Source organism: Nitrospirota bacterium, from assembly GCA_004296885.1.
GTDB lineage: Bacteria > Nitrospirota > Nitrospiria > Nitrospirales > Nitrospiraceae > SYGV01.
Window position 1 is genome coordinate 24,964 of sequence record SCVN01000004.1, and the last position, 22,529, is coordinate 47,492.

Annotated in this window: 29 protein-coding genes and 1 tRNA gene; 15 read left to right on the forward strand and 15 right to left on the reverse strand. The window is 62.3% G+C overall.

From position 1 onward, the window contains the following. Positions 1–181: 181 nt before the first annotated feature. The gene (locus EPO61_02520) at positions 182–1,537 is read left to right on the forward strand and encodes a DEAD/DEAH box helicase (GenBank protein TAJ10328.1); all 1,356 of its coding nucleotides are present in this window, start codon (positions 182–184) and stop codon (positions 1,535–1,537) included. Next, positions 1,440–2,114 (forward strand): hypothetical protein, encoded by a 675-nt coding sequence (locus EPO61_02525; protein TAJ10329.1) that lies wholly within the window; start codon positions 1,440–1,442, stop codon positions 2,112–2,114. Before EPO61_02520 ends, EPO61_02525 begins: the two co-directional genes overlap by 98 nt. Positions 2,115–2,154: 40 nt before the next feature. On the opposite strand, the gene EPO61_02530 is transcribed toward EPO61_02525, so the two are convergent. Beyond that, positions 2,155–2,664, reverse strand: coding sequence for a cupin domain-containing protein (locus tag EPO61_02530; protein ID TAJ10330.1), 510 nt, complete (start codon positions 2,662–2,664; stop codon positions 2,155–2,157). Positions 2,665–2,756: 92 nt separating this feature from the next. Between EPO61_02530 and EPO61_02535 the strand changes: the two genes are divergently transcribed. The 3 genes from EPO61_02535 (at position 2,757) to EPO61_02545 (ending at position 4,581) form a co-directional block, all read left to right on the forward strand. Continuing rightward, on the forward strand, positions 2,757–3,659 hold the full coding sequence (locus tag EPO61_02535) for a DUF4124 domain-containing protein (GenBank protein ID TAJ10331.1): 903 nt from the start codon (positions 2,757–2,759) through the stop codon (positions 3,657–3,659). Between the two features lie 185 nt (positions 3,660–3,844). Then, the gene (locus tag EPO61_02540; protein TAJ10332.1) at positions 3,845–4,087 is read left to right on the forward strand and encodes an Lrp/AsnC family transcriptional regulator; all 243 of its coding nucleotides are present in this window, start codon (positions 3,845–3,847) and stop codon (positions 4,085–4,087) included. A gap of 23 nt (positions 4,088–4,110) precedes the next feature. Next, positions 4,111–4,581: a hypothetical protein gene (locus EPO61_02545; protein ID TAJ10333.1), complete on the forward strand. Its 471-nt coding sequence runs from the start codon at positions 4,111–4,113 to the stop codon at positions 4,579–4,581. Here EPO61_02545 and EPO61_02550 read toward each other — a convergent pair. Genes EPO61_02550 through malQ form a run of 3 tightly spaced genes read right to left on the reverse strand, consistent with a single transcriptional unit; the run spans position 4,578 to position 9,386 of the window. Beyond that, a complete protein-coding gene (locus EPO61_02550) occupies positions 4,578–5,975 on the reverse strand; it encodes a sigma-54-dependent Fis family transcriptional regulator (protein TAJ10334.1) in 1,398 nt (465 codons plus the stop codon). The genes EPO61_02545 and EPO61_02550 overlap by 4 nt on opposite strands. Further along, positions 5,965–7,140, reverse strand: a complete 1,176-nt coding sequence (locus EPO61_02555) for a hypothetical protein (protein ID TAJ10335.1) — start codon at positions 7,138–7,140, stop codon at positions 5,965–5,967. The genes EPO61_02550 and EPO61_02555 overlap by 11 nt, the downstream gene beginning before the upstream one ends. A gap of 8 nt (positions 7,141–7,148) precedes the next feature. Continuing rightward, entirely contained in the window at positions 7,149–9,386 is a 2,238-nt protein-coding gene (malQ, locus tag EPO61_02560; protein TAJ10336.1) for a 4-alpha-glucanotransferase, read from the reverse strand. 103 nt (positions 9,387–9,489) lie between these two features. Between malQ and EPO61_02565 the strand changes: the two genes are divergently transcribed. From EPO61_02565 to EPO61_02575, 3 genes are all read left to right on the forward strand, one after another. Further along, complete coding sequence (locus EPO61_02565; protein ID TAJ10337.1) at positions 9,490–9,843, forward strand: hypothetical protein; 354 nt, start codon at positions 9,490–9,492, stop codon at positions 9,841–9,843. 148 nt (positions 9,844–9,991) lie between these two features. Then, the gene (locus EPO61_02570; protein ID TAJ10338.1) at positions 9,992–10,636 is read left to right on the forward strand and encodes a hypothetical protein; all 645 of its coding nucleotides are present in this window, start codon (positions 9,992–9,994) and stop codon (positions 10,634–10,636) included. Between the two features lie 24 nt (positions 10,637–10,660). Beyond that, a complete protein-coding gene (locus EPO61_02575; GenBank protein ID TAJ10339.1) occupies positions 10,661–11,416 on the forward strand; it encodes a hypothetical protein in 756 nt (251 codons plus the stop codon). Positions 11,417–11,574: 158 nt separating this feature from the next. Here EPO61_02575 and EPO61_02580 read toward each other — a convergent pair whose 3' ends face one another. The 9 genes from EPO61_02580 to ald all read right to left on the reverse strand — a co-directional run bounded on the left by EPO61_02580 (position 11,575) and on the right by ald (position 16,919). Continuing rightward, positions 11,575–12,423 (reverse strand): hypothetical protein, encoded by an 849-nt coding sequence (locus EPO61_02580; GenBank protein TAJ10340.1) that lies wholly within the window; start codon positions 12,421–12,423, stop codon positions 11,575–11,577. 196 nt (positions 12,424–12,619) lie between these two features. Further along, positions 12,620–13,021 (reverse strand): cytochrome c, encoded by a 402-nt coding sequence (locus EPO61_02585; protein TAJ10341.1) that lies wholly within the window; start codon positions 13,019–13,021, stop codon positions 12,620–12,622. After that, the gene (locus tag EPO61_02590; GenBank protein TAJ10342.1) at positions 13,018–13,200 is read right to left on the reverse strand and encodes a hypothetical protein; all 183 of its coding nucleotides are present in this window, start codon (positions 13,198–13,200) and stop codon (positions 13,018–13,020) included. The genes EPO61_02585 and EPO61_02590 overlap by 4 nt, the downstream gene beginning before the upstream one ends. 10 nt (positions 13,201–13,210) lie before the next feature. Then, entirely contained in the window at positions 13,211–13,900 is a 690-nt protein-coding gene (gene queC / locus EPO61_02595) for a 7-cyano-7-deazaguanine synthase QueC (GenBank protein ID TAJ10343.1), read from the reverse strand. A 108-nt stretch (positions 13,901–14,008) separates the two neighbouring features. Further along, on the reverse strand, positions 14,009–14,572 hold the full coding sequence (locus EPO61_02600; GenBank protein ID TAJ10344.1) for a TraR/DksA family transcriptional regulator: 564 nt from the start codon (positions 14,570–14,572) through the stop codon (positions 14,009–14,011). A gap of 152 nt (positions 14,573–14,724) precedes the next feature. Beyond that, the gene (locus tag EPO61_02605) at positions 14,725–15,240 is read right to left on the reverse strand and encodes an adenine phosphoribosyltransferase (GenBank protein TAJ10345.1); all 516 of its coding nucleotides are present in this window, start codon (positions 15,238–15,240) and stop codon (positions 14,725–14,727) included. Positions 15,241–15,274: 34 nt separating this feature from the next. Next, a complete protein-coding gene (locus EPO61_02610; protein TAJ10346.1) occupies positions 15,275–15,562 on the reverse strand; it encodes an acylphosphatase in 288 nt (95 codons plus the stop codon). Between the two features lie 152 nt (positions 15,563–15,714). Then, a tRNA-Pro gene (locus EPO61_02615) sits at positions 15,715–15,791 on the reverse strand. A 24-nt stretch (positions 15,792–15,815) separates the two neighbouring features. Beyond that, positions 15,816–16,919, reverse strand: coding sequence for an alanine dehydrogenase (ald, locus tag EPO61_02620; GenBank protein ID TAJ10347.1), 1,104 nt, complete (start codon positions 16,917–16,919; stop codon positions 15,816–15,818). Between the two features lie 151 nt (positions 16,920–17,070). Here ald and EPO61_02625 point away from each other — a divergent pair, with 151 nt between their 5' ends. The 6 genes from EPO61_02625 (at position 17,071) to EPO61_02650 (ending at position 19,835) form a co-directional block, all read left to right on the forward strand. Beyond that, the gene (locus tag EPO61_02625; GenBank protein ID TAJ10348.1) at positions 17,071–17,487 is read left to right on the forward strand and encodes a hypothetical protein; all 417 of its coding nucleotides are present in this window, start codon (positions 17,071–17,073) and stop codon (positions 17,485–17,487) included. Positions 17,488–17,498: 11 nt separating this feature from the next. After that, positions 17,499–17,840 carry a (2Fe-2S) ferredoxin domain-containing protein gene (locus EPO61_02630; protein ID TAJ10349.1) on the forward strand — a complete coding sequence of 114 codons (342 nt, stop codon included), beginning with the start codon at positions 17,499–17,501 and terminating at the stop codon, positions 17,838–17,840. A 251-nt stretch (positions 17,841–18,091) separates the two neighbouring features. After that, the gene (locus tag EPO61_02635; protein ID TAJ10350.1) at positions 18,092–18,499 is read left to right on the forward strand and encodes a hypothetical protein; all 408 of its coding nucleotides are present in this window, start codon (positions 18,092–18,094) and stop codon (positions 18,497–18,499) included. 13 nt (positions 18,500–18,512) lie between these two features. Continuing rightward, complete coding sequence (locus tag EPO61_02640; protein ID TAJ10351.1) at positions 18,513–18,791, forward strand: hypothetical protein; 279 nt, start codon at positions 18,513–18,515, stop codon at positions 18,789–18,791. Between the two features lie 280 nt (positions 18,792–19,071). Continuing rightward, positions 19,072–19,437 (forward strand): hypothetical protein, encoded by a 366-nt coding sequence (locus tag EPO61_02645; GenBank protein TAJ10352.1) that lies wholly within the window; start codon positions 19,072–19,074, stop codon positions 19,435–19,437. A gap of 26 nt (positions 19,438–19,463) precedes the next feature. Beyond that, entirely contained in the window at positions 19,464–19,835 is a 372-nt protein-coding gene (locus tag EPO61_02650; GenBank protein ID TAJ10353.1) for a PEGA domain-containing protein, read from the forward strand. Positions 19,836–19,846: 11 nt separating this feature from the next. Here the strand turns inward: EPO61_02650 and EPO61_02655 are convergent, their stop codons facing one another. Then, on the reverse strand, positions 19,847–20,899 hold the full coding sequence (locus EPO61_02655; GenBank protein TAJ10354.1) for a squalene/phytoene synthase family protein: 1,053 nt from the start codon (positions 20,897–20,899) through the stop codon (positions 19,847–19,849). Positions 20,900–20,911: 12 nt separating this feature from the next. Further along, positions 20,912–21,334, reverse strand: coding sequence for a cupredoxin domain-containing protein (locus EPO61_02660; GenBank protein TAJ10355.1), 423 nt, complete (start codon positions 21,332–21,334; stop codon positions 20,912–20,914). A gap of 301 nt (positions 21,335–21,635) precedes the next feature. Between EPO61_02660 and htpX the strand changes: the two genes are divergently transcribed. Then, a complete protein-coding gene (gene htpX, locus EPO61_02665) occupies positions 21,636–22,523 on the forward strand; it encodes a protease HtpX (protein ID TAJ10356.1) in 888 nt (295 codons plus the stop codon). Positions 22,524–22,529 lie beyond the last annotated feature (6 nt).

Genomic DNA, 22,529 nt, shown 5'->3' on the forward strand with positions numbered 1-22,529 from the left:
ACCATGGGCCAGGTGTGGAGACGCGCTAACAAGGCCCGACACTGATGTTGTTTTGCTCGGGAATCTGATCGGAAGCCAGCCCCAAGGCGTTTCTCCTCTGGATCGTCGGCCGCTTCTTCCTTTCTTACGTTCCACCTCTCGTCCAAGACAATATCCCTAATCCGAGGAGTTTTACGACGCGATGGCATCGACCTTTGCTGATTTCCACTTGTCTGCTTTTCTCACCGAGCGCCTGACCAGTCAGGGACTCACCACCCCCACCCCCATCCAGCAGGCTGCCATCCAGCCCGCGATCGAGGGGCGGGATGTGCTGGCCCAAGCCAAGACCGGCAGCGGCAAGACTTTGGCGTTCTTGATTCCGCTGATCGAAAAAGCCGTGCGCCCGACGCCAGCGCCGGTAACGGACCCGGCTCATGCGGCCGGCCCGCGCCGCCAGCCGACCGGCCAACCCCAGCTCCCCAACGCGCTCATTTTGGCGCCGACACGCGAGCTGGCGCTCCAGATCGAGACGGAGTTCCGGAAGTATGCGCCGCGGGCGCTGACGTCCCTCTCCGTGTACGGCGGCGTTCCGCTGGTGCGGCACTATCGGGCGTTGCAACGTCCGCCCATCGTGATCGTGGGCACACCGGGACGCCTGCTGGACTTGCTCAGAACCAAGCACCTGAACCTGAGCCACGTGCAGTACCTGGTCATGGACGAAGCCGACCAGATGCTGGATCGCGGGTTCCTTCGGGATATCCGGCAGATCCTGGAGTACTTGCCCAAGCAGCGACAGACCCTGCTCTTTTCGGCCACCTTCGCCCCGGAGATTCAAGCGCTGGCCGAAACGATGATGCGCAACCCCGTCCAGGCCAAAGTGGACATGGGGGTGAGTTCACCGGTCAAGATTTCCCATGGTTATTACGTCGTGCCGGGCGAAGACATGCGGGTCCGCCTAGTGCACACGCTGCTGGGCAGCCTGCCGGCCGGCGGACGTGCCATGGTCTTCTGCGAGCAGAAGTATAAGGTGCGCAAACTGGCGGCCCGGCTCGGTGGCGAGTCGGCCTCGGTCGGGGCGATCACCGGCAACCACTCGCAGGCCCAGCGCGAGCGGACCCTCTCGGCCTTCCGGGCCGGCCGCATCAAGTCCCTCGTCGCGACCGACGTGGCCGCGCGCGGGCTGGATATCCCGGACGTGGCCAGCGTCATCCATTACGAGCTGCCCTCGACCCCGAACTCCTACGTGCATCGGGCCGGACGGACCGGACGCGCGGAGAAGGAGGGCGCGACGGTCCTGATTCTCACCGCCCAGGAAGAGCGCGAATACCTGTACATGGTGCGCCGCCTCCGCATCGAGACTCGCCGGCTGCAGGCTCCGGAGCTGATGCCCCTGCCGACGCCGGCCGTCCAGGAGCCGGAGGAGGAGGTGCGTCGTCATCAACCCAGGCGGCCGGTCCAGTATGCCGACCCGTCGCGCCGGCGGCACGAAGTGCGCTCCTGGGGGACTCAAGGCCCTCCGTCTCACGCCCAGGCGCCGAAACCACGCGCCACACGTTGACCGTCCGGATAAGAGGAGTCTGCCCATGCCACAGACCGTGACCGGGCTTAGGAGTGCCGCACTGACCCTTGCCAGCTTGCTGCTCTGGACCCAACTGGCTCCGGCCGAAACCGGCTTGACGGTGGCGGATGGCATGAAAGTCACGATCGAGTACACGCTCACACTGCCCGACAAATCCGTCGCGGATTCCAACGTGGGCCAGGCGCCATTTTCTTTTACTCAGGGCGCCCACGAGATCGTGCCAGGGCTCGAAAAGTCCATGGTCGGCCTAAAAACAGGCGACAAAAAGCGCATCGACGTTCCGGCGGCGCAAGGCTACGGCACCTATGACGCCAAGGCCAAGGTTTCCGTGGACAAGACCAAGGTGCCAGCCGGCATCAAGGCGGGGCAGCTCCTCCGATCGGCGGACGGCCGACCGGTGACGGTGGAGAAGGTGGAAGAGAAGACCGTGGTGCTCGACCTCAACCACCCGCTCGCCGGCAAGGATTTGGTCTTCGATGTGAAGGTGCTGAACGTCGAGAAGCAGGAGCCCAAACCGGCCGACAAACCAGCCGAAAAGCCGGTCGTGAAAAAATAGCCCCGCTGGCCGGCCGTTTGTAGCGGTCTTTCGTAGCGGCCTACGGGGTCTTGGTCAGGGCCAGGATCAATTCCTCAAACTGCGGGTAGGCTCGGAGCAACGGCTCCCGGCCTCCCGCCTCAAAATCAGAAAAATCGAACCCCGGGGTCATCGTCGTGCCTAAGAGGGCCCACCGCCCCCCCTTGCACAATCGTGACCCCTGCCACAAATCCCGCGACACGACATGCTGTACCCGCATCCCGGCCTCGAGGTCCGGCCCCAGGGTGACCACCGTTCCGGACTCACCGGGACCGAGTTGCAGCAGTTCCACCGGATCCCCCAAGTAAAAATGATAGACCTCGTCGCTCTTGAGCCGGTGCAGCACCGAACAAGTATCCGGCGTCAGCAAGTAATAGATCCCTGTCCCGAATGATCGGGCCCCTTCGTAGCGGCCAGGGAGGGCCTCCCCGGGAAGAGATTCCGCAGACCGGTACGATTCGGCATAATAACCCCCTTCCACCGGCAGGGGTTTGAGATGCAACAGCGCTTTTAGAGTCTCTACCGACAGCATCGCCGTTCCTCCAGGCCGGAGACGAGTGCGCACGATCAAGCCAACCGCGATGCTAGGAGTAGAGGACCGTCCATGCAAAGTCAACAGCTCCGATGGCCGGCACGTCATTCTCCTTGACTCTCATCCCGGCCTTTCTGTACCCTTCCCATAATCTTGAGGAAGGGGTGTCGATGCCCGGTTATCCTCTTGTTGCAGCCATCCCGTCAGCCCGCCTCTGGTTTCTTCCCTCCATCTTCCTGCTCACGTTGCTGAGTCTTGCCCCCCTTGCCTGGTCCGGGGAGGTTGTCTATCGCTATGTGGATGATCAGGGAGTCGCCACCTTCTCCAGTCAGCGGGATACGATACCGCTCAAGTACCAGGGCCAAGTGCAAGCCCTCGACGCCGTCACGTTCCAGCCGGTGCAAGACGCAGCCGCACCGACTGCACCGCCCGAGCCGGAGTTTCAAACCCCGGCCGGCCTGTCCAGACTGGCCAAGCCAGCCGGTCAGGCAACGCCGCCGGTTGCCCCCCAACCGATCCAGGCCGAACCGGCCGGGCCCTCATGGCTGGACCGGTTTGCCGGCACGACCATTCCGCTCCCTTCACAATTCCAGCTCGGCGTCGGACTGACCGCGCTTGTCCTTATCGTCTGTGCGGTGATGGTTTCGCGCATGCTGCAGAACCTCGTTTTGAAACTCTTGCTCCGGACTTCGATCATGCTGCTCCTAGGTGGCTCCGTCTATCTCATATATTTTTCCGGCATGAACGAGCGCCTGGCGGAGACCACCAGGCAGCCGGGCCGGCGGACCACCACAGGGAAGGAGCTCCTCGGCGACATGAAAGGCAAGGCGGACCAGATGAAGGCAGCCCTGGACAAAGCGGCCGCCCCGGTGACCGGCGTGATCGAAAAAACCAAGGCGGCGACCCTGGGCGAAGCCGACCAGGCGGTCAACGCCGCCAACCAATCCAACCAACAACTGGACAAGCGCCTTCGCGAAATTGAAGCCAATCCGTAGCCACCTCTTGCGGAGATCGTCCGGACCATGGTTAACTGGGGGCAGACCGACGGTGGACACGGCCTCTCTCACCGCATTTTTTATTGACTTGCTGCCGCGCATTCGTTACTTTCCTCCGCCGGCACCCAGGGATTTGCCCACGATCACCCGCGCGGCAGCGCACAGCTAAGGACCGGAAAACCACAATGCCTGAACGAGCCTATGTGCTAATCAACGTGATGCCGGGGCAGACCGCCAACGTGGTTCTGGCCTTGTCGACGATCAAAGAAATCAAAACCATCGATGCCTGTTGGGGCAAGCCGGACATCTTCACCGTGGTCGAGGTGTCCGACCAGGATGCCCTCTCCACGCTGGTGCTGGCGAAAATCCACGCCATCGAGGGGGTTGCACAGACCGACACCCATCTGGTCTATCGGCTGAAAAAATAGCCTCTCGCCCGGAGGTTCTTGCCATGGTCACCCCGCGCCCGTCAGTTGGTCGTTCACACTGGTTCCCGATCATCGTCCTCTGTGCTGCAGCCGCCGGCTGTTCCTGGCTCGGCACACAGAAGGATGCCGACCAGGCGCAAGCCATCTTGCCGGTGCCTGAGACGAAGGTGCGCACGGCGGTCATTCAGGTGCTGCAGGACGGGGGCTATCGTGTGAACGGCGGAGAGGAAGGGGACCACGTCCTGACCACCGGCTATCGCCAGGAAATCGACAGCCCCTCGGACTGGCTGCTCCGCAGGCGGTTCGGCACAGGCCGCAGCCGCGTGGACGTGACGCTCGCGCCGGAAGGAGAAACCGCCACACGCCTGACGATCCAGGTGATCTATGAGGGCAAGGACGGACTGCTCGAATCCTGGAAGCCCTACCCCACGCCCCTGCCTCAGAGCGCGGAGAATCAACTGCGGCTCGTCAAGAACGCCCTGGGGTTACTCTAGTCCCCACTCCCCTCGCCCAAGTCCAGCCCGAACCGCTCGGCCATGCGATAGAGGGTCCGCCGGTCGATGCCGAGGATCTTGGCGGCTTGCACCTTGTTGCCTCCGGTTTCCTGCAACACCTGTTGGAGGTACCGCTTTTCCATTGCCTCCAAGGTGAGCAACGCGCCGGACCCGCCGGTTGCGCGGCCTGCCAAGCCGGGGACCGCATCACCGCTGGCTTGGCGAACGGCTTCCGGCAGATCGCTGGGGAGCACCAGCGGCCCGCGGCTCAACGAGACGACCCGCTCGATCACGTTCTCCAGCTCGCGCACGTTGCCGGGCCAGGCATATTGCTGCAGACAGGCCATCGTCTCCGGCAAAAACCCGCGAATCGGATGCGCCGGACCGTCGGCGGCTTGCTGGAGAAAATGGTGGGCCAGCATGGGAATGTCCTCGCGCCGCTCGCGTAAAGGCGGAAGAGTGATGCGCACCACGTTCAGCCGATAAAAAAGGTCTTCGCGGAACCGCCCCTCTTTCACCAACGCCGCCAGATCCCGGTTCGTCGCCGCGATCAGACGGCAATCCAGCCGAACCACCGCCGTGCCGCCGACCCGCCGGACCTCCTGCTCCTGCAACACCCGCAGGAGTTTCACCTGTAAGGCCGGGCTGATGTCGCCGATCTCGTCCAGAAACAGCGTACCGCCGTTGGCCGTTTCGAACAGCCCCGGCTTGGCCCCGACCGCGCCCGTGAAGGCCCCCCGCTCATGACCGAACAGCTCGGACTCGAGCAGGGTTTCTGGCAAGGCGGCGCAATTGAGCGGTACGAAGGGTCCGTCCCGCCGCGCACTATTGGAATGGATCGCGCGGGCCACCAATTCCTTGCCGGTACCGCTTTCCCCTTCCAGGAGCACGGTGCTCCTGCCGGCCGCCACCTTGGCCACCAGCTTGTAGACCTCCAGCATCGGCGGACTGCTGCCGACCAGCGGAGAGCGGCTGTCGCGATCCCGTAGCTCTTCCCGGAACTTCGCATTCTCGCGGATGAGCCGCCGGTGGTCCAGACTGCGCCGCACGACCAGCTTGACTTCCTCCCGTCGAAACGGCTTGGCCAGGTAATCGTAGGCGCCCTGCTTCATCGCTTCGATCGCCCCCTCCATGGATCCGAACGCCGTGAGCAGCACGATCGGCGTATCCGGATTGGAGGCCTTGTACGCCTGCAGCACTTCGAACCCGCTGACGTCCCCCATGCGGATGTCCGTGAGGACCAGATCGAACTGGGCCTGCCGGCCCCGCTCAATCGCCTCCCGCCCTCCGGCGACAGCCTCGACTTCATAGCCCTCCTTCTTGAGGGCTTCCACAAGCAGCTCGCGCGCCGCCGCATCATCTTCCGCAACCAGAATCTTGGCGTCAGCCGACACGACCCTCTCCTTCAGCCGGAACCGCGCCGGCCGACGCGCCCTGTGGCGGGGCGCAAGCGGGAAGCGCGATCACGACGGTGGTGCCCTTGTCCACCTGGCTCTCGATCGACAAGACTCCATTGTGGGCGTGGACGATTTGCCGGCTCAGAAACAACCCCAGGCCGCTGCCGTCCCCGATGGCCTTGGTGGTGAAAAACGGCTCGAAGGCCTGGCTCACATGTTCCTCCGGCATGCCGCAGCCGGTATCGAGCACGGTCAGCGTCACCATGGCTGCGGCGGGAGGCTCACCCGCGCGGTGTCGGGCTTCGGCTTCCTCCAACGTCACCGGCCGCTGGCCCACCGAGATCGTTACCCGGCCGCCCGGCTTCGTCGCCGCCAGCGCGTTGGCGATCAGATTGACCAGCACTTGCTGGAGCTGTTCCACATCGCCCCAGAGCAGGGGATCGCCCTTCCAGGGCTCGGCAGTCAGCGTCACACCTTTGGCGGCAAAGGAGGGCGCCATCAGCGCCACGACGGGCGGCACGAGACGCTCCACCGGCAACGGCGTCAGCCGGGGCTTCCGCTGCCGGGTGGAGGAGAGCAGCTCTTCGATAATCCGCACCACCCGGTTGATCTGCACGTCCACGATCTCCACCCGCTTGCGCATCTCCGGGGTGATGGCAGGATCCTCCCCCAGCGCCTGCACGTGCCAGGCGATGGAATGGAGCGGGGTCCCCACTTCATGGGCCACGGACGCCACCAGTTGCCCCACGGCAGCCAGCCGCTCGGCCCGGTTGAGCGCGTCCTTGATCTCGGCCAGTTGGGCGTTGGCCTGCAGGAGTTCCGCGCGCGCCGCTTCCTCCCTGGCCTTCCGTTCCTCCCTCGTCATCGCCAGGTAGGCCACGCCGACCAGCACACCCGCCACCATGGAGCGGTTGATGAGGGCGGACACGAACCGGCCCGGCTTCGTCGGCCTGAGCAGCCCGATATAGGTCGCCAGGATACAGAGAACGACCGTGGCATACATGAGCCGCCGGCTGCGAGCCGCCGCGATCAGCAGGATCGGAAGCACGAACCCGTAGGCGATCACCACGTTGGCCGGCGTGACCATTTCGGCGCTCACGATCGCGACGAACAGGGCCAGTGAGATACCCAGGACGAAGGGATGCTTGGCGACGAGCGTCATCCTCCCACCTATGCCCGGCCGGCCTTCTTGAAATCGGCGGCCAGCTGCACCAGGGCCGGCGCCGTCCACCAGGCTTCGAGCGGCAGCGTCATCTTCCGGGACCAGTTGGGATAACTATCCAACGTGCCCGGCACGTTCGCCTGCGACAACTCGCCAACCACATCGTCCAGCGCGGTCAAGACCACTCGGCAGGGCGTGCGCGCCAGAAACAGATGCATCGCCCGAGCCAACTCGGTCGTCATGGCCGGAAGCGACCCGGCATCGTCCGGCCTCGGCCAGAGCCCCTCCGCCTGCAAGGCTTCCAGCAGGCGCCGGCAATCCTGCGCCCGCTCGTCCTGCGCAGTCCGCAAGGCCTGGTCATCGGGCAGGAGTCCCAGGCTCCGCCGGATCTCCAGATCCTTCCCGCCCCAATACCCGGCCAGGGTCGGCAGATCATGGGTCGTCACCACCGCCACAGCCTGACTCGGATACCCGCCCGGCTCCTTCCAGCGGCCATCGTCCTGCCTCTCGAAATAAAGGACACGGTAGGATAAGACCCCTGCCGCCGACAAGCTCGCCCGGACTTCATCGGGCACCGTGCCCAGATCTTCCCCGATGATCATCGTCTTGTGTCTTACGCTCTCGAGCGCCAGAATGCCCAACAGATCCTCGAACGGGTAGGTGACATAGGTTCCGGCGGAAGCCGGCAGGCCGTGGGGAATCCAGAACAGACGGAAGAGGCCCATGACATGGTCCAACCTGAGCGCACCCCCGTACGTCAGGTTTTTGCGCAAGAGCTCGATGAACAGACGATACCGGCTCGCCCGCAGCCGGTGCGGATCCATCGGCGGAAAGCCCCAGTTCTGCCCCTCCAACGCAAAGGCATCGGGAGGGCACCCGCTGTCCACCGTCAACGCCAGGACATCTTGAAAGACCCAGGCATCGCTGCCCGACCGGCTGCCGCCGAGCGCCAGATCGTGATAGAGCCCCAGCGGCATGCCCAGCGTGCGGGTCCGCTGCGCGATGGCCGCCACCTGCTCGCCGGCAATCCATTGCACGTACTGGTGGAAACGCACGCGCAACGCCTGCGCCTGTCGGAACGCCGCGACCTCCGGTGAAGCCGGGTTGCGGTAGGGCGCCGGCCAGTCCTTCCACTCCCAGACATCCGGATGCCGCCGCCGCAACTCTTCGGAGAGAGCCTGAAACAGGGCAAATCGCTCGAGCCGCTCCCCTTCCTTCCGTACATAGTCCAGAAAGGTCTGCCCCCGTTGGGTGACCGCCATCTCTCCATGATCGCGCAGGTGTCGTTCTTGAAAAGTCTGGAAAAGCGCTTCCAGTACGGCCAATTTTGCGGCGCAGACCCGATCATAGTCCACCAACTCGCTTGCCCGGAGCGTAGACAGGGAGGATTGAAACCCCTCGTCGCTGAGCAACTTTCGGGCCGGCTCCGATTCAGCCAGTTCCGGCACTTGCTCCACCGCCACATACAAGACGTTCAGGAAGAGACGACTGTCCGGTGAGTAGGGACTGATGTGGTACGGCTTGGTGTTCTTCAGCGCATGCAACGGATTGAGACCCACGACCCCCGCGCCGAGATCCGTGGCGGCGCGCTCGACGATCGCGGCCAGATCCCCAAAATCCCCGATACCCCAGTTCCGGGACGACCGAATTGAATAGAGCTGCAGGCTCAATCCCCAGATGCGCGCCCCCTCTTGTAGGGATGGCGGGAGGTAACATCGCGACGGCGTCACGATCAGGCGCAGGCTGCCCCGCACCTCGCCGGCGGCAGTCCCGGCACGAGCCACCACATCATAGTACCCGCAGTCCAATCCGGCCGGGAGCGGCACCGCATAGCGGGCATAACGCCGGCCATCGAGCATCCTGGTTTCAGCCGGAGCCAAGCCCGGCCCGGCCTCGCCTTTTTGCTGGAGACGGCCGGACTCATCCAGAATCTCCCATGCGATGCGCAGTGCATGCGCCGCTGCCTCCTCCACCGGAACGGAGAAGGACCAGGAGCCCAATGATTGATCGATCCGGCGAACCAACACCGGCGCGCAGGGCTGCCGCCAGGATGCGTCATCCCATGCGGTCACCGCGGCCCGGATGGATTCCGGCTGCTCCGCCTGATAGCCCATGGAAGCCAGCACGGCCCGCTTGGTTTGCTCGGACGTCCGGTGCCGGCGCCCCCAGTTGTCGTAATACTCCGCCGCGATCCCACACCGGGCCGCCAGCTCATCGAGCCAAATTGGTTCTTGCGATGCCGTCACAAACTGGAGTCTAGGAACATGCGAAAGGCAAGTCAAGGCGGCCCTGCGCTTTATGATCCCGCTTGCATAGCTCTAGCGGCCCCGATCTTGTACAATTTCCCCCATGCCGGAGATCGCGTTGGTACTCCTCGCCTTGCTGGCTATCGGGCTGCTCGGCTTGGCAACCACTTTATTGACGCCTCAGCTCATGACGACGGTGGGGCTCTGGACCCTGCTGTTCGGCCTCGTCGTCGGTATCCCGACCGGCTTGTGGTACCACGTGGTGCTCTACCGCTTTCTATCGAAAAAAATCGTGCTGCCGTCCCGATGGTGGTGGGCTCCCGTTGACTTGCATCCCCACTTGGCGCAAGAGGAACTGGCCAGGATCAAGCCCTGGTTCGTCACCGGGGGAGTCGGCTTTCTCCTGTCCCTGGCTGGCGGCCTGGCGGCCATGGCAGGACTCCTGCTGAACCAGTGAACAATCATTTTCCGGAAGCTCCAGCGCACGACGCGGCGCGCGGCTCAGCGCAAACAGTTCTTGCAAGGGCGCTACGCGACCGCTACCATAACGCGCCGGTTATTTTTCGAGGAGCGCCTTGATTATTCCCTCGCTGGCACGATCCCTTGTGCGCGCCTGCCGCTTCTTCGGACTCGGCGGCGTCCTGCTGACCGCCGGCGGATGCTTCATGGGCATGTACTTTCCCACCAGCATGGACATCGAGCTAGCCGTCAAAACTCCGCTGCGGGGACCGGCCACCGACACCCGAACCATTGCGATCGTCCTGCCGTCCAGCTTGGAGGAACAGTTCAGCCTCCCCGACGCCAGCCGCGGCAAACTGGACCAAGTCGGCTTGGCCATGGGCGAACGGCTCCAGCAGAGCGGTCGTTTCACGATCGTATCGCAAACGCAATATCAAGCGGCGCTCTCGGCCCAGCGACGCATGGCCCCTTCTCAAGCCGGCAGCCCGATGTCCGACCGCGACAGGACGGAGTCGATCCTGAACGCCGCCCGACTCGTCAAAGCAGACGGGGTGTTGCTGTTCGACGGGTCCTGGGAAAGCGCCGCCAACCTCGGCACGGTTTCATTCGGCAGGCCGGAATATCGGCGGCTGTTGACCCTCACGCTCCTTGAAGCCCATTCCGGCCAGACGATCTGGTACCAGGAAGCCACCGTCGTGATCCATGAAGGAATCGCCGTGCCACAGGAACCGGCTATCCGGGAAGCCCTCGTCGCCGACGTCACGGACAATTTTCTCCGGACCTTGCGCTAACGTTCCGAGAGGAGGTGCGCCCTCATGCTGTTGCAGAGAGAACGAGTCGGACGATTGAGCGTCGCGCTGGCCGTGACGGTGGGAATCGGCCTGGGCCTGTCCTGGCCGGCCCAGTCGCAGCCTCCCCAACCGGCTCAGAACGAACGGGTCGAGATCGTGGGGGACTACCGTTATACCTACCACGATCCGGTCAGCCTCGCCGAGGCCAAGAACATCGCCTACACGGAAGCCGTCCGCATGGCCGTCGATCGCGCCCGCCCCTTCCTCGAGGCCACCGCGTCCGTGACGGACCAGGCACTGCTCAATCAGGTGCGCCAGGTCATCGCTTCCGGCTACCTGAAGGACGTGCAGGTACTGGAGCAGGCGGACAAAGAGCGGACGGTCTACGCCAAGGTGCGCGCCACGATCAATCCGCAGGAGGTCAGGGCGGTGATCGAGCGGGAGATCAATCGTGGCCAGGGCAAGGAATGGCCCGGCCTGGACCAGAACCGCGCCCTGAAGATTTTAAGCGTGCGTGAGGAGGAAGAGGGCACCGTCACCGTCGTGTTCAAGGCCCTGCAACGGCTGGACTGGCTGAACACGGCCTATGACGGCAGCCTGCGCGAAAGCGCGGATGTGATGATTGACTTTTACGACGACCACGGAGTTCCGATCGGCAGCGAACGGTCCTCGGCCCGCAAGGCCGCGCCGGGGGAAGTCTTGAACCCGGGGCAGATCGGGGTGCAGAAGTTCACCAAACCGCCCCGCACCCGCTCCTACCGGGCCTGGCTGGTAAAATAATCCGGCCCGATCCGATCTTGTCCGTCAGTTCAGGATGCTCAAAAAGGTCTTCCGGCAAGGCCGCAGCGAGTGAAAAGCCGAGGCGTACTTTTGCTGTACGTCGAGGCTGTGAACGATGCGAGAACGAAGCCGGAAGCCTTTTTCAGCATCCTGCTATGCTATTTGTCGGCGCCGATCGGCGGCAAGTTGATCCCCACCTTCTCCATTCCCATGATGATCGTCAGATTGGAGTTGGGGGCATGGGACACGATCTCTTTCTGCACTTCGATCCGGCGCAGATCGACGAATTCCGGCGCGGTCAGTCCGAGACTTTCCCGGTAGGCTCGGTCCGCAATCCCTCGCTGCCGCTCCGCTTTCTCCCGCATCTCCTCGGCTTTCTGGAACTCCACCATCGTGATGCGGCGTTGCTCCTGAATGATCGTCTGCGCCGTCTGGTCGAGGACGCCTTTCGGCGGCAGGATGCCTCCCACAACCACCCGGTTCAGCCGGACCGGAACGTTCTGTTTTTCAATGATCCTGGTCCGCACCTCATGGTCGATCGCGTCCTGCAGCTTGACCCGCGTGGCGGACTTAGTGGTCAGCTCGAAGAGCGCATACTTCTGGACCTCTTCCCTGACGATGGTCCGGAACGCCTCTTTGATATTGTTGGTGTACCAGTTGGGCCCAAACCGCGCGATCAGCTCGGGCGACCGCCCCTCCACCACATTGGCGATGAAGAAGGCATCGAACGACACAGGGGCGTTTTCCGAGGAGATGATGTCGAAATGTTCCGAGTACTGGGTCGGCCGGATGTCGACGTCGATCACTTCGGTCGTCAAGGCCGCAAGGATGCGCCCGGTGGGGATAGGGACAGGGTCGACCCCACCATGACCGAAGAAGATCGGCTTCTGCACCAACACACCTTCATGTCCCGCGTCGATGGCCGGCATGATACAGCCCGTCGTCATCAGCAGCACGGCGCCCACCCCCAGCACCGGTGCCCATCGTCCCCATGATGAGATGTTCATGAGCCCCTCCTCTGCTATAGGCCGAACCCGGCGAAGGGCCGGCCATCCATGGTGAGCGCCGAGTCCGCACAACGGCTGTTTGCGCCATTCAATCGAGATCCGATTCAGCTTATGAAGAACCGTCGCTGGAAGTCAAATGCGGGCACGGAGGAGGGTCGCAGGCGGAGAGCCGGAAGCGCGCGCTGAATCAGCGCACCTACATGATCCCCGCCTGGCGCTGGAGCCAGCGGACATATTTGACGATCTGTTCCACATCGTCAGGCGTCACCCCGTCGATCCTGGGCATGTCGCCGAACTGCCAATGGTGGGCGCGGACCCCGTTGGCCGCCGCCCGCTGGAAGGCCGGGTCTCCATGATGATTGGGCTCATAAATCTTGTGCACCAGCGGCGGCCCTTGACTGGTCCCCACGCCCCGCTCTCCATGGCAACGTGCGCAGTTGGCCTTAAACTTGGCCTCGCCCTTGCCGAACTCCGCCGGAACCGGCGGCACATCCGGCTTCGCCGATGCCATCGGGGCGGCTGTTGCCAATACCATCAGGGTCGCACCGCTCACGAGGCCGCATTTCAGCGCAGCGACGATCCAATTGGCCATGCTCATGATCCTTTCGGTCCATTTCCAGGCTGACGCGGCTCGCCGGCCTTGGACTCCTTGCCGAACTCTTCCCGCAACATCCGCTTGACTTGGCCGGCGGTGAAATACCGGTAAAGTCTGGCGGAAATTGGCACCAGGACGATCAGCCCGATCGTGAGATACATGAAGAATTCTTCAGGCGACATGGGACTCCGTTCAACTCAGCGGGCCGGCATAGGCGATAGGATCGGCCATCCCGGCCGCCTTGAAACCGTCCAACCGGATGCGGCAACTGTCGCATCGACCGCAGGCGGTCCCATCCGATGCGGGATCGTAACAGCTATGCGTCAGGTGCAACGGCGCCCCCAACGCCAGCCCCTGGCGGATGATCTCGGCCTTCGTCATCTGGAGCAACGGCGCCCTGATGCCGATCCCGGCCCCGCCCACCCCGGCTTTGGTCCCCAGACGCGCCACCTGCTCGAAGGCCCGGATGTACTCCGGCCGGCAATCCGGATAGCCGGAATAGTCCAGCACGTTGGCGCCGAAGTAGATCCAGGCCGCTTGCCGGGTCTCTGCATACGCCAGGGCCAGCGACAGAAAGATCGTATTGCGCGCCGGCACATAGGTGACCGGAATGCCTTCCGCTCGCTCAGCCCCGGATCGATCCTTGGGGACGGCCTGTTCGCCGGTCAACGCCGAGCCGCCGATCGGCCGGAGGTCCAGCTCCAACACCAAATGGCCGGCGGCCCCCAGCGCAACACCGATCTGACGTGCCCGTTCGACTTCGATGCGATGCCGCTGTCCATACGCGACCGTCAGCAGATACAGGTCGCAACCGTCTCGCTTGGCTACCGCCGCCGTCACCGTGGAGTCGAGTCCCCCGCTGGCCAGCACCACGGCATTCATATTATCCACCACCGGCGGGGGCCGGTCTGGCTTCAACTGCGTGCGTCCAACGAGGGCCTTCCCAGGCCGCGCGTTGCGCGAGCACAGAAGCCGGACCGACCACCCGCCTCAATCACGTTCCTCGCCCTTTTCGATCTTTTCCATCAATTCTTGCTGGGATTGGCATTCGACGCACAGTTTGGCGAAGGGCACAGCGACCAGCCGCTTCTCGCTGATGTCCACTCCGCACTCGGCGCAGAGGCCGTAGGTGCCTTCATCCAATCTGGCAAGGGCCTCGTCGATCAACTGCCGCCTCCGATTCCGCATCTCCATGAGCGAGATCCCCAACTCCCGCTCCAGGTCCATCAACGCCTGGTCGCCGACATCCATCGCCGACTCCAGGCGGCGTTGCTGATCATCCGTCAAGGACTGCCCCAGCGAGGCGCCGATCTCATTCATGATCTCCTGTCGCTTCGCCATCAACATGCGATGCAACGCGTCCCGGCGCCCGGCGTATTTCGATTTGGCTTTCGGCGCAATGTCGATCGTCGCGCTCGTTCGCTTCCGGTCAGAGGGCCTGGCCTCGGCCGCTCCCTTGCTCTTTGCTTTGGCCACAGATCGCTTTGCGGGCGGCTTGACGGATTTGGATATTTTATTCACGGGCTTTTTGTTGACCTTTCCCTTCGTGGACATCGTCTACGCATCCCTCCCTTGGGCCATCGGCCTGAAAAAGGCGGCGTATTCTTAGCACGGCACTGTTGGTTTGACAAGCTCGACAACCGCCGCCGCAGGCTCAGCCCATGACCATGACCGCACGGCAAGCGGCCACAGCCGAATCGCAGCAGCTAGGGATAGGTGATCATGGCATGCAACGGACAGCCATCCAACTTGTCCCGCCCCTTGAGATCGGTCAATTCCACCAACACCACCATGCCCGCAATCTCACCGCCGAGCTGGCGGATCAGGCTGATCGTGGCGGCGGCCGTTCCGCCGGTCGCGAGCAGATCGTCGACCACCAGCACCCGTTCGCCCATCGCGATCGCGTCGCGATGGATCGCGAGCGAGTTGGACCCATATTCCAGTTTGTACTTGACCTCATAAGTGTCGGCCGGCAGCTTGCCCGGTTTGCGCACCGGGACGAACCCTGCGCCGATCTGATAGGCCAGCGGACTCCCGAGGATGAAGCCCCGGGATTCGATCCCGACGATCTTCGAGATGCCTCGGTCGCGATACCGAGCCGCCAACTCATCCTGCACCGTCCGAAACGCCCGGGCATCCTTCAGCAGCGTCGTGATGTCATAAAAAAGGATTCCGGGCTTGGGGAAGTCCGGCACTTCGCGAATCAGCTTCTTGTAGTCCATCGGCAAGCTCCTCATCTCCTAAGATGGCCGTTGTTCAGTACCAGATCTGGAATCCGACGTATCGACCGGCAGGCGACTCCCATGCCACCTGAAGGGCCTCCACCCGTGCCAAGCGCGGCCCGGTCCGAAGCGTCCCCATGAAGACCTCCACCGTCGATCGTTGACCTTCCACTGCAACCTCGACCCGTCCGTCCTCGAGGTTCCGCACGCCCCCGGCGAGCCCGAGCCGGGAAGCTTCTTCTTGGGCATAGGCACGATAGCCGACGCCTTGCACCAAGCCGCTCACCAGAATCACTGCGCGGACTGTCTGTACGGAGGACATGGGGACACAATGGCCGGGGTGGAAATCGTTTGAACGGTGAGCGCGAGTTGCACGAAGAAGAACAAAAACGCTCCGGACACTTGAGGTGTTTCTCCGGCGGCACCAATTACGATAAAACTCAAATTAGCCGCCGGCTCACACGAAGTGAGGTATGGTCGGGGCGACAGGATTTGAACCTGCGACTCCCGCGTCCCGAACGCGGTGCGCTACCGGGCTGCGCTACGCCCCGATCCGAATTCCCATTCCGCCCACTTCAGGCTGGCGACGTCCACGCCATTCCATGGGCCTCGGCTACGGCACGACACATCACCTTGCCCTTCGCGACATTGATCCCGCGTGCAAAGCCGGGATCGGCGCGCATGGCCGGCTCGAGTCCCGCCGAGGCCAGGCGAACTATAAAGGGAAGCGTCGCGTTGGTCAAGGCCAAAGTCGAGGTGCGCGGCACAATTCCGGGCATGTTCGGCACGCAATAGTGCAAAACCCCCTCCACGCGATACACGGGATCGGAATGGCTGGTCGGGCGGGTCGTTTCAATACACCCCCCTTGATCCACCGCCACGTCCACGATGACGGACCCGGGGCGCATGCGCGCCACAACCGAGCGGGACACCAGCTTGGGCGCCTTGGCCCCCCGCACCATCACAGCGCCGATAACCAGGTCCGCCTCTTCGACCACCCGGTCAATCCAGGACTGCTGGGAGGCCAGCGTCACGATCCTCCCCCGGTAAAGCGCATCCAGTTCCCGCAGCCGCTCCAGATCCTGGTTGATCACCGTGACCTGGGCCCCCATCCCGACGGCAATCCCGGTCGCGGCGCTCCCGACTACCCCGGCTCCCAGCACCACGACTTTGCCGGGCGCGACGCCGGGGACTCCGCCCAGCAGCACGCCGGATCCCCCCTGCAGCCGCTCCAAATACCCGGCCCCGACCTGCACCGCCAGCCGGCCGGCAATCTCGCTCATGGGCTTGAGCATCGGCAGGCTTCCGTCCCGGCTCTCGGTTGTTTCATAGGCGATGGCCGTGACCTGCGCGTCCATCAACGCCCTCGTCAGCTCAACCGACGCGGCCAGATGCAGGTAGGTAAACAGGATCTGCGCGGGACGGAACAGGGTATACTCCGACGGCAGGGGCTCCTTGACTTTCACAATCAGCTCCGCCTCTTTGAAGAGCTGTTCCTTCGACCCGGCCAGGCGGGCGCCGGCCTGGCGATACTGTTCGTCGGAGAACCCGCTGCCTTCCCCGGCCGCCGGCTCAACCCATACCGTATGACCGGCGGCACAGAGGGTCCGGACCCCCTCCGGGGTCAGGCTCACCCGAAACTCATGGTCTTTGATTTCTCGCGGCACGCCGATGATCATGTCACTCCTCCCGATCAACTCAACTCTCGTAGACAACGGGACATTATACTCCGTCTACGACCCAATCTGGAGCCGTCCCCTCTACCCCACGAGGCTGGACAGGCCGTGAGTACCTATAGTATGATCCGCCCGTTTTCCGGAGGGCTCACCAGTGGCGGACGGACAGACGAGTTTCTCGGCGGGGCGGTGCGATGCCTGCGGGGCCCAGCAAGGGCCCTTGCAAAAACTCTCTCTGGGTAAGGATTTTTTCGGCCGCACCTACGACCGGCTGTCCCCTTCTTCCGATCAAAGCCCCAAGTGGTACTGCGATCCCTGCTCGATGCACAAAAACCTCCAACGGGATTTCCGCGATATCCGCGCCGAATTCGACAAGTTGAGCCAGGGACAACCCTCCGAGCTCGCCGGCACGGAACCGTTCCAGCGGGCCCAGTTGCGCCTCAGAGAAATCACCGCGATTTTGGCCGGGCATGCACTGGGATCACGCCTGCTCGATCCGGCCGATGTCCGCGCGTTGGTCGAACGGGTTCAAGCCCGTGCGGACACGCCACCTGCCGCCGGACCACGATAGCAACGCGGCCCGTGTCCACCTTCACACATCATATTTTCGTCTGTATCAACCAGCGGCCCAAGGGCGATCCCCGCGGCTGCTGCGCGGACAGCGGATCGGAGCGGTTGCACGCCTGCTTCAAGAAGGAAGTGGACCGCCTCGGCTTGAAGGGAACCGTCCGGGCCAACAAAGCCGGCTGCCTCGACCATTGCGAGTACGGCCCCAGCGTCGTGATCTATCCGGAAGGCGTCTGGTATTGGGTCGGGTCGGAAGCGGACGTGACCGAGATCATGGAACGTCATGTCGTCAAGGGCGAGATCGTCGAACGCCTGTTGATGCCGGACCATCCCGCGCCAAAGAAGCTGAAGCCCTGAGGTGAAGCGCACCTCGTGAAGCGTGAAGTGCAAGAACAGAAGCCTCAGGGCATGCGATTCGCGAATACATCCAGGATGCTCAAAATGGCCGCCTTCTCACCCGCCCACCCCGCGTGCGCCAAACGCACGCTGCTCCCGCGGCTCAGCCGCAGGGAAGGCGGCGACTGAGGCATACGGTTTTCGGCATGTCGCAGGGAGACGCCTGACCGAGAACGAAGTTGGGGGCCATTTCCAGCATCCGAGGAGCGGACATGGAAGAAAAATGGAAGGCCAACATGGAGAAGGTCGCCTTCATGAAACAGTTCCCTGGACTCACCGGGTCCTGGGAGCAGTTGCAGGGGAAGACCATCGAGATCGTCACGCCCCTCCCCTCGAAACCGGGGGCCGCGACGCTGGTCTGCACCGACGGAACCTTCGTGGTGGCTCCGCCGATCGATGCGCAGCCCCATGAGCTCGGCGAGAGCCTGCGCACCGCGCGCGCCGCGCTGGAACCCAAGCACCGCGACGCCTATCAGGAATACGATCGGCTGGTCAAGAAAGATCGGGACGCGCTGAAGGCGGCCCGGCTGGAGAAGATCGTCGGCGCCATCCAGAACAATCTGGAACACATTCCCGAGCTCAAAGATCGACTACGCAAGCTCGTCAACGAATGGAAATGAGGATCGCCCGGCCATGAACATGCTGGAGCTGTTCTCCAAAGCGCTGTTTGAAGGAGTCACGCCCATGATGGTCATCCGCGATCACCTCGTCCGCCATCCCGACCGCTGCACGCACCAAGCCATCTGCATGCCGGTCTGCCCGACCGGCGCCTGGCTCTCCACCCCGCCGTTCAAATTCGATTCCTCCCGTTGCCTGGAAGGCTGCCGCCTCTGCCTCGACGCCTGCCCGTCTCAGGCCATCTACGCGGTCTTCCGAAAAGGCGAGAAGATCCTGGTTCCGCAGAAGAAGTAAGGCTGGCTCGGTCGGCAAGCGGCGCAAGGATTCAATACGCCATAGCGCTGCCCACACCATGCCTCACTCCACACGAGCCTCTGAGAAGCGGGGCATGGGACAACACCGTCACCCTTCCAGTCACTAACAGTTCGCGCTAGCCCCTGCTCCACATCGCCGCCATACACAAGGAAGCCAAGAGATATCTGCAACAAAGGGATGCGTTGGGCCTACTCCACGTAGGTATTGACAGCTAAGCCTGGCCTTGCTATAGATCGCCGCCACTAAAGGAGGCGCGAGCATGAGACGTCCACTTACAATTCTAACGTCGCTTTTCCTCTTTACTCTCTCCGCATGTACCTCCACAGGAAGCCTAGGAATTGTGACGAAACCGGCTTCAGACAATGCCTCCATTCTGAAATCGGGACGGAACATAGAGGAAGTTGGCATTACACAAGGAGAAAGCTGCCGTTTCTTCCTAATCGCCGTGGTTCCATGGGGCAATGGAACATTCTCCGATGCAGTGAATCAAGCATTGGCTGAAAAAGGAGGCGATGCACTGATCAACGTCACTGTGAGTACAAGCCTGTACGGATTCATCCCCATCTACAACGTGTTTTCCTATACCTGCACAAAAGTTGAAGGAATTGCGGTCAAGTTCAAATAATAGTAGAGGATGCTCGGAGGGATACCATGACCCGTAAGATTGCTATCCTGATAGCATTGCCCTTGCTCGGCACTCTTACAGGATGTGCCACCATCGTTAACGGAACCTCCCAGGAACTCCACTTCACTTCAGAGCCTACAGCCGCTCAAGTGTTCGTCAACGGAGAGCCTATTGGCTATACTCCCTTGTTAACAAAGATTCAGAGAAACAATCCGGAGGTGGTCTTAAAAAAGGAGGGGTATCAGAATCAAAACGTCTACCTGGAGTACAAGTTGAGTGGATTTTTCTGGGTAGACTTCTTTCTATTGCCGCTAGTTGGCCCGATAACAGACACCATTACTGATTCCATGAGCGTGTACGAACCAACTTTCTATCACTCAAAATTGAAGCCCCAGTAATGTGAAACTTCTTACATAATCTGTTTTCTCAATCTCCCCCACAGAGCCGTGCCCACGTAGCCGCAGCCGCCCGTGAGTGTCGTCAGCGCCATGATCCGGTAGACCTGTCCCTTCGGCATCTTGAGCTTGGCCGTCGCGTCCAGCCAATCGGGCGAGGCGGCGATCCGCTGCAAGGTCGCCCCGGCAAAGAGGATCGGCCACATGCAGGCCAGACGGAGCCGAACTTCCCGCCTCGGGATCGCCAGCGTATAGAGCCAGCCTTGGTCCAAATGTTCCAAGGCCAGGCGCACCAGCTTGCCCAGGATCGGTTTGACCTTGGGTAAATTGTCTTTGCGCAGCAAGTCGCCCGGCATCAGCCCTGCTTCCTGAAGCAATGAGGAGGGAATGTAACAGCGTCCCCGCCGCAAGTCCCGTGGCAGGTCTTTGAGGATATTGGTGAGCTGGAGCCCTTTGCCGAACCTAACTCCGACCGCAGCCATGCGCTTCTCGTCCCAGGCGGCGAGTGCCGGCAGGTACGCGCACATCATCCCGGTCCAGAATTCACCCACGCAACCGGCCACATAGTAGGTGTAGCGATCCAGGTCCTCGAGTGCCGGAAGCGCCGCCAGCCGGTTCTGGTTGTCGCCCGGAAAGGATTGCAGGTCCATCACCATTCCATTGGTCAAGGTCACCATCAACGTGCGGATGCGGGTCCGGTCATCGGCCTCAAGGTCCAGATACAGGCGGAAGCAGTCTTCCAGTTGCGCCAACAATTGCCGCTCGGACGAATCGGCCTGATGCGGCGTCACTGCTGCTTGGATCGCCCGTACCTCGCCCCATGAAACTTCATCCGACTTGAACTGGCTCCTGAACTGCTCCAAGAACAGCAGCCGCTGCTCCCGGTCGATCAGATCCGTATCGGCGATCGTATCGGCTGCCCTGGCAAAGAGATAGGCCAGCCCGATCTGGTCGCGCACGCAACGGGGGAGCACGTTCAAGGTGAGAAAAAAAGACCGGGAGACCCGCTTGAGGAGATCGTTCAGTAGCACATGTCTGTGAACGGCGGTATGGGCGGCAGCAACCACGCTGGTCGATTCCTAGCGGACTTCCAGGCGACCTTCCATGCCTTTTTCCCGATGGCCGGGCAAGAACAGCAACTTCTTGTCGCAATAAAACAGGTAGACGCCTGGCTGTATGGGCGTGAAGCGAACGGTCACGGTCTTGCCCGCACCGACGTCCTGTTCGACGGCCAGTTCTTTGATGATGAAGTTATGCGGCGTGATCGTCGTGACGCTGGTCAGCGTCAACTCCACCGGCTTGCCTGCCTGGACGATTAGACGGTCGGGACTATATGAATAGCTGTCCAGGGTGATGGTGGCCCGTTGGACCCCATCGGCGCCCGGCTCCAGGGTCGCCGGCTCTCCGGCCCAAGCCACGGCAACGGCATTGACCCAGGCGACAAGCACTATCCAGAGGACCGTTCTGGCCCAAAGAGCGCGGGAGACACAAGAGCCGTTCATGGCCTTCTCTAGTAACAGAAGCAGTCAGGCGCGTCAACCGATTCAACCCAAGGAATCAGCAACTTGGCCCATCTGAAAGCTCAGGTGGAGCCTTGACGAACCGAAGAACGGCGTTATCTGCCTCCCCAACATGGCCACCAGGGATAGGGCCACAGATGTTTTTTTACCCTGAGGCTTGTATAATGAACACCAGTCCATCTGTTATGCCACCGTGCATATTTGCCTAGCAAGGAACAACAACTTCTCCCGGCATAGCTGAATCGACGTGCCGGACTCAAGCAAGTTTAGTAGGAGGAATGACATGAAGTGGTTGAAGGGCATGGCTCTATTACTGATCGCCAACGTGTTGATTTTCGTCACGTTGTCGATTTCGTTCCATGTGTTGGTCAATTTTATCCTGCCGGCCTTTGGCATTGATGTCCGCGGGGCGGTCAACCAGCAGGATCTGGTCTGGGCCATGGTCATCGGATTCGGGGGCGCGTTCCTCAGCCTGGCCTTCTCGAAGCAAATGGCCCGGTCCATGCTGGAGTGCTATCAGATCACCCAGCCCAAGTCCCAAGCCGAGCACGTGATCTATTCGACGGTGCAGGACATCGCCCAGCGGGTCGGCATCAAAATGCCGGAAGTCTGGGTCTACGAAGGGGAAGACCCGAACGCGTTTGCCACGGGCCCCACGAAGAATAATTCGATGGTGGCCGTGTCCACCGGCTTGTTGAGCCACCTCAACGAACAGGAAGTGCGGGCGGTCTTGGCCCACGAAATGGGCCATGTCTACAACGGCGACATGTTCACCACGACGGTCCTCGCTGGCCTGATGAACACGTTCGTGTACTTCATCAGCCGCTGGGTCTATCGGAACCTTGCCGAGCGCAACGAGATGTTGGCCTTTGGCGTCTACATGTTCCTACAGATCGTCCTGTCCTTCCTGGCCATGATCCCGATCAGCTGGTTCTCGCGCCGGCGGGAGTTCGGGGCCGACGCATTTTCCGCCAAGGCCTATGGACGCGACGGGATGATTGCGGCGCTGCGGGCCATCGACCGATGGGTCAACCGGGCCCAGGTGGAGTACACCACCCAGGACGCCCTGGCCACCATGAAGATTTCCGGCAAGTCCAACGGGTTCATGCACCTGTTCGCCACGCACCCGCCGATCGAAGAGCGGATTGCGGCGCTCCAACGGCTGTCATAAGCGGAG